This window comes from Boseongicola sp., assembly GCF_057460485.1.
In genome coordinates, this window is sequence record NZ_JBVCWP010000118.1 from 1 (window position 1) to 11,456 (window position 11,456).

The 11,456-nt window shown below is 56.8% G+C and carries 11 protein-coding genes; 5 read left to right on the forward strand and 6 right to left on the reverse strand.

The window, feature by feature from the left end:
• Positions 1-12: 12 nt before the first annotated feature.
• From AC221Y_RS13665 to AC221Y_RS13690, 6 genes are all read right to left on the reverse strand, one after another.
• The gene (locus tag AC221Y_RS13665; protein ID WP_299757972.1) at positions 13-1,077 is read right to left on the reverse strand and encodes a TRAP transporter substrate-binding protein; all 1,065 of its coding nucleotides are present in this window, start codon (positions 1,075-1,077) and stop codon (positions 13-15) included.
• 28 nt (positions 1,078-1,105) lie between these two features.
• Positions 1,106-2,620, reverse strand: coding sequence for a TRAP transporter large permease (locus AC221Y_RS13670; RefSeq protein WP_299757974.1), 1,515 nt, complete (start codon positions 2,618-2,620; stop codon positions 1,106-1,108).
• Between the two features lie 5 nt (positions 2,621-2,625).
• Positions 2,626-3,249, reverse strand: coding sequence for a TRAP transporter small permease (locus AC221Y_RS13675; protein WP_299757976.1), 624 nt, complete (start codon positions 3,247-3,249; stop codon positions 2,626-2,628).
• A gap of 70 nt (positions 3,250-3,319) precedes the next feature.
• On the reverse strand, positions 3,320-3,814 hold the full coding sequence (locus tag AC221Y_RS13680) for a flavin reductase family protein (RefSeq protein ID WP_299757979.1): 495 nt from the start codon (positions 3,812-3,814) through the stop codon (positions 3,320-3,322).
• A gap of 25 nt (positions 3,815-3,839) precedes the next feature.
• Entirely contained in the window at positions 3,840-4,727 is an 888-nt protein-coding gene (locus AC221Y_RS13685; RefSeq protein WP_299757981.1) for an aldo/keto reductase, read from the reverse strand.
• Complete coding sequence (locus AC221Y_RS13690; RefSeq protein WP_299757983.1) at positions 4,727-5,884, reverse strand: LLM class flavin-dependent oxidoreductase; 1,158 nt, start codon at positions 5,882-5,884, stop codon at positions 4,727-4,729. The genes AC221Y_RS13685 and AC221Y_RS13690 overlap by 1 nt, the downstream gene beginning before the upstream one ends.
• 91 nt (positions 5,885-5,975) lie before the next feature.
• On the opposite strand from AC221Y_RS13690, the gene AC221Y_RS13695 reads away from it, so the two are divergent.
• The 5 genes from AC221Y_RS13695 to AC221Y_RS13715 form a co-directional block, all read left to right on the forward strand.
• Positions 5,976-6,677: a GntR family transcriptional regulator gene (locus AC221Y_RS13695; protein WP_299757985.1), complete on the forward strand. Its 702-nt coding sequence runs from the start codon at positions 5,976-5,978 to the stop codon at positions 6,675-6,677.
• A gap of 8 nt (positions 6,678-6,685) precedes the next feature.
• A complete protein-coding gene (locus tag AC221Y_RS13700; protein ID WP_486707534.1) occupies positions 6,686-7,831 on the forward strand; it encodes a Gfo/Idh/MocA family protein in 1,146 nt (381 codons plus the stop codon).
• 44 nt (positions 7,832-7,875) lie between these two features.
• On the forward strand, positions 7,876-9,033 hold the full coding sequence (locus tag AC221Y_RS13705; RefSeq protein WP_299757990.1) for an aromatic ring-hydroxylating oxygenase subunit alpha: 1,158 nt from the start codon (positions 7,876-7,878) through the stop codon (positions 9,031-9,033).
• Positions 9,030-9,269: a hypothetical protein gene (locus AC221Y_RS13710; RefSeq protein WP_486707535.1), complete on the forward strand. Its 240-nt coding sequence runs from the start codon at positions 9,030-9,032 to the stop codon at positions 9,267-9,269. The genes AC221Y_RS13705 and AC221Y_RS13710 overlap by 4 nt, the downstream gene beginning before the upstream one ends.
• 21 nt (positions 9,270-9,290) lie before the next feature.
• On the forward strand, positions 9,291-11,456 hold a 2,166-nt coding region (locus tag AC221Y_RS13715; RefSeq protein WP_486707536.1), incomplete at its 3' end, for a GcvT family protein.

An 11,456-nucleotide genomic window follows, 5' to 3' on the forward strand; every position in this document is an offset into this window, starting at 1 on the left:
AACCGCTGAGCCTTAGTTCAGGTCGGCGCTCCGTGCGGCTTCGATGTCGCCTTCAACCGAAGCAACAGTACCTGTCAGCGCTTCGAGGATCTGTGCGCCACCGTCGACGTTCTCTTCAAACCAGCTGAACACAGGTGTCGCGGCTTCTTTGAACGCGGCTTTCTCGACAGGTGTCGGCACGTAAAGGTCCCCGCCCCCTTCCTGGAATTCCGTGTAGGCAGCGATCGACTTACGCTTTGGCGAGGCAAATGTTGCCTGCTGCAGCTGGTAGAAGCCATCGACCACAACGCGCTTCATGTCGTCTGGCATGGACTGGAACTTTTCATTGTTCATGAACCACAGCGCGCCCATGTAGGCGTGACCGTCAAGCGTGACGAACTGCAGGCCAGCATCCGGGAACTTCATGCCCATGATGTCGGTGATGCCGTTCTTGGAGCCTTCGACAACGCCCGTCTGGAACGATGTGAACAGCTCGGGCCATGGGATCGGAGTAGGTGAGGCGCCAAGCGATTTCACCAGCTCCTGTGGAAGGTCGGCGACCACGGTGCGGATCTTGAGGCCTTCCATATCGGCGGGCATCGCAACACGGCGCTGCGTGTTCGCGAAGTTGCGCCAGCCACCAGTGTTACCGATGGTCATCAGGCGGATGGTGTCGCCGGAAGCTGCCAGCGTCATTTCCTTCATGGTTTTCATGAAGCCGGTGCTGTTTTCCAACACGCCTTCAGCCACGCGGTCGTCGGCCATCAGGTAGGGCAGGTCAAGAACCTGAACGAAGGGGAAGATGCCGGAGGCACCGCCCGAGGTCGAAATGTAGACGTCGATGTTGCCGTCAGCCACGCCCTGCAGGCATTCAGCGCCATTCGAGCAAAGCTGTGTGCCGATAAACATCTCGACTTCGATTGCGCCGTTCGAGGCTTGCTCTACGAAGTTTTTGAAAACGACAAGACCGTCATAGTCTTCGTCGTTCTCGTTTGAGTTGGCTGTTGCGCGGATTGTGAAATCCGCCGCGTTGGCCATGAACGCCGAACCGGCGATCATCGTTGCAGCGAGTGCCGCTGTTGTAAGACCCTTTAGCATGTATCTCTCCCTATTAGGTTGCTTTTGGTCATTGAACGAACCCGGTTAGTCTCGGGATCGTCATCGAAATGGCCGGGATGTAGGTGATCAGGAAGATCACCAATACCTCGACGGCGAGGAATGGCAGGATGGCCCGTGCGATGGTTTGCACCTTTTCCCCCGAAACGGAGGAGGCGACAAAGAGCACCAGACCCATAGGCGGGGTTGCCAACCCGACGGTAAGGTTCACCGACATGATGATTGCGAAGTGGACCGGGTGAACGCCCAAGTCGACGAATATCGGACCCAGGATCGGGCCGAGGATGATGATCGCGGGACCCGCATCAAGGAACATGCCGACGATGAACAGCAGGATGTTGATCAGGAACAGCAGGACCAGTGGGTTTTCCGACAGGCTTAGGACGTAATCCGCAAGGATTTGCGGAGCATACGAGAGCGAGACCACGGTTTTGAACGCCATCGCGCCCCCCACAAGGAGGAGTACCACAGCCGAGGTCATGGAAGAGCGGCTGAGCACGCCTGGCAGGTCGGCCAGCGTCATGGTTTTCAACACGAAGAAGGCGACGACGATCGCGTAGAACACGGCGACGGCTGCGGCCTCGGTTGGGGTGAAGACGCCCAGAAGGATACCTCCCAGGATCAGGATCGGTGTTTGCAGGGGCACGACCGCGCGTTTGGTGACCATGCGAAAGTCGCTGTGAATGCGGCCACGCATGTTCATCAGAAGAACGTGGGAGGCGAGAACAGCGACAAGGAAGGTGACAAGGACCACGATAGAAGATGGCTCTTCACCGCCTGCGATGCCCGTGGTGCCACGGAACAGCGCGAAGATCAGCCAGCCGATATTCAGGCGCAGAAGGACGAAGCTGGCCCAGTATTCGCGTTTTGTGAGGGTCATGCCTTTGCGCACGATGCGCTCTGCCTTTGGCAGATCATATTTGTTGGCCATCAGGCGCACGACAGCCATCAGACCAAGGCCGATCATGACGCCGGGGACGATGCCTGCAAGGAAGAGGGCGGCGACGCTTTCGCCCATAACATAGGCGTAGATTATCATGATGCCGGAGGGCGGGATGATCGGGCCGATGACGGATGAGGCGGCTGTAACGGCGGCGGCGAAGCGGCGGGTGTAACCCTGCTTTTCCATCGCCGGGATCAGCATGGAGCCCAGTGCCGATGTGTCAGCTACAGCAGAGCCGGAGAGGCCTGCAAACAGCATGGACGACAGGATGTTCACGTGGGCGAGGCCGCCCCGAAAATGGCCCATCAGGGCCTGTGAGAATTCGACAAGGCGTTCGGTAATGCCGCCTTTGTTCATAAGTTCGCCTGCCAGCATGAAGAACGGGATCGCCATCAGCGGGAAGCTGTCCATGCCATTGTAAACGTTTCGGTAAAGGAGCGTGAGTTCCTTTGTGGGATCGGCGGCCCCTTCAGCAGAGGCGCTAAGGAACAACAAGATTCCCGGAGCGGCAAGCAGGCCAAAGAACACCGGAAGACCGATCATAAGGAAGATGAGGAAGATGGGGAGGAACCAGATCAGCATGTTTTTTACTCCACCAGGGCTTCAGCATCGGAGGGGGTGAGGTCTCTGACCTCGCCTCCGAGGAGGGTGATAAGCGTGCGCAAAACCATTTCGATGTTGACGATCAACATGAACGACATGCCGAGAAAGAACGACAGCATCATCCAGGATCGTGGTACGCGACACCAAGGCCCACTGCCGACGCCTTTGGCGCCAAGCGCTTCGCAAAATCCGGAGCCGTTGCCGGGTACGAACAGCGAGGATGTGGCGAATTTTCCAGAGAAGCCGGTAACCTCGCCCCAGCCAATCTGAACGGCCATCACGAGGACGAACCCTGAGATAATGAGGAGGCAAAGGCTGAGTGCTGAGCCGATCGCTTTGGGCAGCGCTTCGATCAGCATGTCGATAGCGACGAACCCACCCTGTCGGTAGGCCAAAGGGGCCATGAAGCCGGTCATCCAGAGCATCATGAAGCGCGCAGCCTCATCTGGCCATGGCAGGGCGTTGTTCAAAGCGTAGCGGAAGAAGACTTGGATAAGGATCGCAAGTACCATCAATGCGATGGCGACGAGCGATATGGCACGTCCAATTCTCAGAACGTAGTCGTTCCAAGTCTGAAAGGGCCAAAGCAGCCCATGTAAAAACGCCATGGCGTTTATCCTCCCTAGTGGCCCATATTTTTTGTTTTTTGGGGCCTGTCGTGCGACTTACTGTCGGTTCTTAATCGGTATCTGTAAAGCGTCCATATGATCCTTTTGAGAACACAAGGGGTGCGCCTTGGGTCATTTCTGCTTGGGTCACTTCGCCGACGATGATCACGTGATCGCCGCCGTCATGGATGGCGTGGCGCGTGCATTCAAATCGGGCAAGACAGCCGTCGATCAGTGGTACGCCGTGGGTGCCGGGCACCCATGCGACGCCATCAAAAGCGGCGCCGTCGCGGGCAAAGGTCTGGCACAGGGCGGCTTGGTCGGCTGTCAGCACGTGGATGGCGTAGTGGGTTGCGGCATTGAACGCTGGGAACCGGCGAGAGGTTTTGGCCGGCGACCACAAGACAAGGGCCGGATCAAGCGAGAGCGACGAAAAGCTGTTTGCTGCGATCGCAAGGGGGCCGTCTTCTGTCTTGCAGGTGATGATTGTGACGCCGGTTGCAAAACAGCCCAAAGCATCGCGAAATGCGCGCGCCGTGTCGGGGCCGGGGGTGAAGGCGGTCATTGGGGGAATGCCTCCGTCAGCCATGTCATGGGACCTCGTGTCCGACGGCGGCTGAGTAAAGCTCGAACCATGTTTCGCGCTCCATTGGCACCTTTGTGGCGTCCGACAGTTTCTTGATGCGGTTGATATTGTTGGTGCCCATCACCGGCAGGATGCCTGATGGATGGGCCAGCAGCCACGCGGTTGCCACCGCAGCGGCATCGGTTCCGGTATCATTCGCAATGCGGCTCAAAACAGTCTGCACAACGCCGTCGCCGGACATCAGGCCTCCGCCGCCAAGCGGTGACCATGCCATCGGAGCGATCTCGTTTTCCTGCAGGAAGGCGAGGTCGCCGTTGGTGAAAGCGTCAAAGCACGACAGGCTAAGCTCGATTTGATTGACGACCAGATCGTTGTCCATTGCGGACTGCAAGAGCGAGAAATCCCACGGGCGGAAGTTCGACACACCCACCGCGCGGATTTTGCCGCTTTCGACAAGCCTATCAAGCGCTTCGCCGGTCTCGTGGTGATCCATGAAAGGGTCTTGGCGGTGGATCAGCAAAAGATCGAGGTGGTCGGTGTGCATCAGCTTCAGCGAGCATTCGACCTGCGCGTTGATGTGCTTGGCCGTGGTGTCGTAGTGCTTGACGCGCGCGTTCGGGAAGGCGCCGCAGGGTACCACGATATCGGTCTTCGAGATCAGTTCGATCTTGTCGCGCAAGGATGAGGATTTCAACGCGCCGCCGAAGAGGCTTTCGGATTTATAGAGGCCATAGATGTCGGCCTGATCGATGGTGGTGATGCCTTGCTCAAGACAGGCCTCAACCTTGGCTTCGATGTGGGCGGGCGAGGTGTCGTCGGCTTCGTCCAGCCGCCACATGCCATAGACAATGCGGGACAAGCTGAGGTCTTCGGTAAGGGTAACGCGATCCATTATTTTCTTTCTCCGACGCCGAGAGGCGTGGCGGGGGTTGAGGCGGGCACGCGGCCGTAAGCCTCTGGCAGGGAAACAGTCTTTAGTTCGGGGAGGACGCGTTTACCAAAGTGAACGCACTCGTCGATGTGGGGGTAGCCCGAGAAGATGAAGGCCCGGATGCCCATCTCCTGGTATTCTTCTATTTTCGACAAAACCTGATCGGTCGAACCAACAAGAGCCGCGCCGCAGCCCGAGCGCGCGCGGCCAACGCCGGTCCACATATTGGGTTCGACGTAGCCGAATTTGTCGGCCAGTTCGCGAGCTTTGGCCTGATGGGCGACGCCAAGCGAGATGGAATCGTGAGCGCGATCGCGGATCAGTTTGCCGTAGTCGTCGTCAAGCTTGCTGACGAGGTGTTCGGCGTATTCTTTGGCCTCGGCTTCGGTATCGCGCACGATCATATGGACGCGCAAACCGTAGTCCAGTGTGCGGCCGTATTTCTCGGCGACGGCGTTCACGTCGCGCATGCGTTGAGCCAGTTGTTCTTTGGGTTCCGGCCACATCAAGTAGACGTCGCAGTGTTGTCCACACAGATCGAGTGCGGACGGGGAGTAGCCGCCGAAGTACATCAACGGGCCGCCGTTTTGTTGGTACGGCTTGGCCGGTCCGGTCGGGACGTTCTGGAAGTTATAGACTTCGCCTTCGTAGTTAATTTCGTCTTGTGTCCAGGCCTGCCGCAGGATTTCGACGACCTCGCGGGAGCGTTGATACCGAAGGCGGCTTTCGGCAACTTCACCGGGGAAATCCGAGGAAATGATGTTGATCGTCAAACGACCCTTCATCATGTGATCGAGCGTCGCGATGGTGCGCGCAAGCATGATGGGTTGCATCTCTCCGCAGCGGACGGCGGCGAGCATATTGATCTTTTCCGTAAGCGGTGCGCAGCCCGCCACGAAGCTGAGGGTGTCTTGCCCGACCTGATAGGACGACGGCGCAAGAATATTGCGGAACCCTTGCTTTTCGGCCTCAAGAACGATGTCGCGGCAGTGTTCCCAAGACGAGCGAAGCGACCCATCTGGGACGCCAAGGTAGGCGTAATCATCTGAACATAAAGCGGAAAACCAGCTGACTTCGGCGGCGTCAAGATCTGCAGAGGTCACGGGAACGATGGTCATGCGAATCTTCTCCGAAGCATTATTTTAACCTTGCGTAGCATTCGCATTGATATACATCAATAGTGTATCAATTCTTAGATTGGCCGTTCTGGTGCCCGAGTCTTCTGCGCTGCCGAAGTATCTTCAGACTGCCGAGTTGCTGATCCGTGAGATTGCAGCCGGGCGTCTGGCTGATGGTGCGCGCCTGCCACCCGAGCGCGATATGGCGGGCGAGATGGATGTGTCGGTTGGCACGCTGCGTAAGGCGCTTAATGACCTTGCAGACAAGGGGCTTTTGGACCGCATTCAAGGGTCAGGGAATTACGTACGCCACCGGGCGGACGCCGCTGGCATTTACGCGTTCTTTCGCCTGGAGTTGATCGAGGGGGGCGGGTTGCCGACGGCTGACCTCCTGAGCGTTGATCGCTTGGAAAAGCCATCTGATTTGCCGGCATTCGGAGCTTCAAGCGAAGGTCACCGGATACGGCGCTTGCGGCGATTGTCGGGGCGTCCGGCGGCATTGGAAGAGATTTGGCTTGATGTGGCCTGGGCGGAAACGATGCGGCGCGAAGACCTACTGGACAGTCTTTACTATTATTACCGGACGCGGTTGGGCCTGTGGATTGCGCGGGCCGAGGACCGGATCGGAGTTGATGGCGTGCCGGATTGGGCTGTTAAAAACTTTGATCCTGCCCCGGGCACTCCGGCTGGATTTATCGAGAGATGGGGTCGCACGAACGAAGGCGCCATCGCTGAATTTTCGCGCACGTGGTTTGATCCCACGGTGGCGCGGTACATCGCGCGGATGAGGTAGTGAGACGCATGGAACGTATCATTAATTATGGTGTGATTGGCTGTGGCATGATGGGGCAGGAACACCTGCGCAATATTGCCTTGTTGCCGGGTGCGCGGGTCGCTGCGATTTTCGAGCCCGACCGCTATATGGCGGACGCCGCGAAGGCGATTGCGCCGAATGCCAAATTGGTCGGCTCGATTGCAGATTTGTTGGCGATGCCGGAAATCGACTGTCTTTTGGTGGTCTCGCCGAACCACATGCACGTGCCGCAATTTGAAGAAATTGCAGCGACGCGGCCTTTGCCGTTGTTGATCGAAAAGCCGCTTTACACTGACCCCTCGCAGGCTGCTCGGATCACGGCTTTAGAGAGTAGCTACGCGGCCGCCGTCTGGGTGGCGATGGAATATCGCTATATGCCACCCATCCAGACGCTGATTGCAGAAGTCGAAGCGGCGACGGGTGGCCCAACGATGTTAACCATTCGCGAGCACCGCTTTCCGTTCCTGCCGAAGGTTGGCGACTGGAACCGTTTCAATCGCTACACGGGCGGAACATTGGTTGAAAAGTGCTGTCACTTCTTTGATTTGATGCGATTAATTCTCAAATCCGAACCGGTCAGGATTGTCGCAAGCGCGGGGCAGGACGTTAATCATAAAGATGAGGTTTACGCTGGTGAGACGCCCGATATCTGGGATGGCGCCTATGTGATCGTTGAATTTGCGTCAGGCGCACGCGCGATGTTGGAGCTTTGTATGTACGCCGAAGGGTCGCGCTATCAGGAAGAGATTTCCGTTGTCGGGCCAGCGGGCAAGATCGAAGCTTTTGTTCCGGGACCGGGACGGTTTTGGCCGACGCACCTGGGCACGCCTCCTGTGCCGCAGGTAATTGTGTCTCCGCGCAGTCCGAAAGGGCCGCTAGTTGTTGAAATCCCTGTCGATCCCACGATCCTGGAAGCAGGTGATCACAACGGTTCTACGTTCTATCAGCACGCGCGTTTTCTTGATCTTGTGCGTGAAGGTGGCGCGCCAGACGTTTCGCTTCGCGATGGGGCGCAAGCCGTTGCGATGGGCCACGCGGCGCAAGATGCGGCCCGTGGGGGTGGTGCGATTATGTTGCAGGACCCAAATGTCGTGAGCGACACGGCAGTGTCGCAAGAAGGCGCGATGGGCTGAAGGCAGATTTGCACACTTCACTGCAAGAGCCTTGGAGTGGAGCCATGACGTTCAGAGATTTAAGCGCGGTTTTGCAGCCCATCGCCGAGGCGAATGGGTTGCCGAATGTGTTCTATACCTCGGATGCGATTTATGCCGAAGAGCGTGAGGCGCTTTGGTTTTCGTCCTGGGCGGGCATCTGCGTCGCTGCCGATGTGCCCGAGCCGGGGGACGCATGCCCGATAGATTTCCTTGGTGTGCCGTTGTTTTTGTTGCATGGGAAAGACGGTAAGATCCGGGTTTTCCAGAATATTTGCCGTCACCGCGGAATGATCCTTGTGACAGAGCCACGCCAGATCGCAGGCGCGATCCGATGTCCGTACCATTCGTGGTGCTACAATCATCAAGGTGGCCTTGTCGCGACGCCGCATGTCGGTGGGCCTGGACAGAATACGCATCCCGACATCAAGCGCGATGAACTTGGGCTTATTGAAGTGCGCGCACATATCTGGCTTGGCGTGGTCTATGTTAACCTTTCGGGGGATGCGCCTGCGTTTACCGACCTTCACGCTGATCTGATTGAGCGATGGGCTGAGTTTGATGTGCCGCTTTATCACGGCGGGGCGGACAGCACGTTTACACTTGAATGTCGGACAAACTGGAAGCTTGCGATTGAGAATTATTGCGAGAGCTATCATCTGCCGTGGGTACATCCGGGATTGAACAGCTATTCGCGGCTTGAAGATCATTACAACATTGAAGCTCCTGGAAAATTCTCGGGGCAGGGGACGGAAGTTTACCGGCAGATCGAAGGCGAAGCGGGCGCGAAATTTCCTGATTTCCCAAATCTGTCGGACAAATGGGACACCGGCGGCGAGTACATTACGGTGACCCCGAATGTGATGCTTGGTGTGCAGCGCGATCATGTGTTTGCGATTATCCTGGAGCCAAAGGGGCCCAGGTTAACGCGTGAACATATCCACTTGTTCTACGCGTCACCCGACACGTCCGAAGAGTTGCGACTTCAGAACGCTGACCAATGGCAGGTGGTTTTTGTCGAGGACATTGGTGTTGTGGAAGGGATGCAGGCGGCACGCGGAGCGCCGGGGTTTGATGGCGGGCGGTTTTCGCCCGCGATGGACGGGCCGACCCATATTTTCCATCGATGGGTGGCGGACAAAATGATGCACACCCCGCCCGACGCGGAAAAAGGGCTTATGTGAGCGCGACAGAATCTTCGATGGACGTTCTCGAAGTGCGTCTTCTTGCGGCCCATGATACGGGGGATGTGGCGACACTTGTGATGTTGTATTTAGAGGCCGCAGATCGTGCAGCGGCTGGGTATCACATTGAAAAGGAATGCTTTTTCCTTACACATTCTTGGATTTTTGCACTGGAGATTGGGGATCCATTGGCCGACATATTGAGGGCGCGGTTGGCGCGAAATGGCCGGGTTTAAAGGGACGGGAGAGCGGCTGACATGAAATCTCAAGCCAGGGTTGTTGTGATTGGTGGCGGCGTTGTCGGATGTTCAGTGTTGTACCATCTCACCAAGCTGGGTTGGTCGGATGTGATGTTGATTGAGCGGTCGGAATTGACCAGCGGATCAACCTGGCATGCCGCAGGCGGGTTTCACACGCTTAACGGTGACACCAACATGGCCGCGCTTCAGGGCTATACGATCCGTCTTTATCGCGAGTTGGAGGAACTGACGGGGCTGTCATGCGGCCTGCATCATGTGGGCGGCATAACGCTTGCTGATACCCCGGAACGACTTGATATGCTGAAGGCCGAGCGGGCGAAGCACCGGTATATGGGGCTTGAAACAGAGATTCTTTCGCCAAGCGAAATCAAGGAGATGGCAGAGCTTGTAAATGTGGAAGGCGTTCTTGGCGGGCTATATGATCCGCTGGATGGTCATCTCGATCCGTCCGGAACGACGCATGCATTTGCGCGTGCTGCGCGGATGGCTGGCGCCGAAATTGTGACCCATACCCGCGTGTTAAAAACCAATGCGCGCGCCGACGGCGGATGGGACGTGGTGACGGAGAAGGGGACTGTCGTTGCCGAGCATGTTGTGAATGCTGGGGGGCTTTGGGCACGCGAGGTCGGCGCGATGGCGGGCGTGTATTTGCCATTGATGCCAATGGCGCATCAATATTTGGTAACGGAAGATATTCCGGAAATTTATGAGCGCGCTTCGGAGTTTCCACATGTTATGGATCCGGGCGGAGAGAGTTATCTGCGTCAAGAAGGGCGTGGGTTATGCATCGGTTTTTATGAACAAAAATGCGAGCCTTGGGCCGTCGATGGCACGCCGTGGGCGTTCGGACATGAGTTGCTGAATGACGCGTTCGAGAAAATTGAGGACAGTGTTAACTTTGCCTATCGACGGTTTCCGGTCCTAGAACGCGCCGGTGTAAAGAGCGTCATTCATGGACCGTTCACTTTCGCGCCCGACGGCAATCCCTTGATTGGGCCGGTTCCTGGCCTGCGAAACTATTGGACGGCTTGCGCTGTGATGGCGGGGTTTAGTCAAGGCGGCGGGGTCGGGCTTAGTCTTGCTCAATGGATGATTGAAGGCGAAACTGAGCGCGATCCTCGTGCGATGGATGTGGCGCGCTTTGGGCATTGGACGACGCCCGCCTATACTTTGCCGAAAGTCGTTGAAAACTATCAACGCCGCTTTTCCGTAAGTTATCCGAACGAAGAACTTCCGGCTTCGAGACCATTCCGGCGCACACCGATGTACGATGTTTGGGATCGGATGAATGCCGTTTTTGGTGAGACTTACGGGCTTGAAGTTCCAAATTATTTCGCAAGCGAAGGCGAGCCAAGGTACGAAACCCCAAGTTTTCGTCGCTCGAACGCCTGGGAGGCGGTACGGGCGGAAGTGCATGCGGTGCGGAAGATGGTTGGGATCAATGAAGTTCACAACTTTAGCAAGTTTTCGGTATCGGGACCCAATGCAAGAAATTGGCTCGACCAGATCATGGCCGGGCGCATCCCCAAACCTGGACGACTTTCGCTATCGCCGATGTTGTCACCAAAGGGGCGTCTTTTCGGGGATTTTACGATCTCTTGTCATAACGACAACGCGTTTCAGCTCACGGCAAGCTATGGCAGTCAGGATTTTCACCATCGCTGGTTCGAGAAGCATACTCAAAAAGGTGTTTCGGTTCAGAACGTTTCTGATCAAGTAACTGGTTTTCAGATTTCAGGGCCAAATGCGCGTGCGCTGTTGCAAAAGGTCACATCGCAGGACGTGTCGTCGGAAGCCTTTCGATTTTTGGATGTGAAGTCTTTGATTGTTGGACTTTCGAAGTGTCGCGTTCAACGGGTGAGCTATACCGGCGATCTTGGGTACGAGATCTATTGCGATTTGATGAGCCAGAGGCAACTTTTCGATAGTTTGTGGGAGGCGGGTCAATCCTTGGGCCTTCGACCTTTTGGCATGCGAGCCATGATGTCTTTGAGGTTAGATCGGTTTTTCGGATCTTGGCAGCGCGAGTACTCTCCGGACTATATCCGGCACATCCTCGGCCCAGTCAGCCAGATGCTGCCAGTGCGCCTGCCATTGGTCCTGCGGCACCAGTACTGCCGGAAACTCATTGGCATAAAAACTCAACCGCCACTCGGCTGGCAG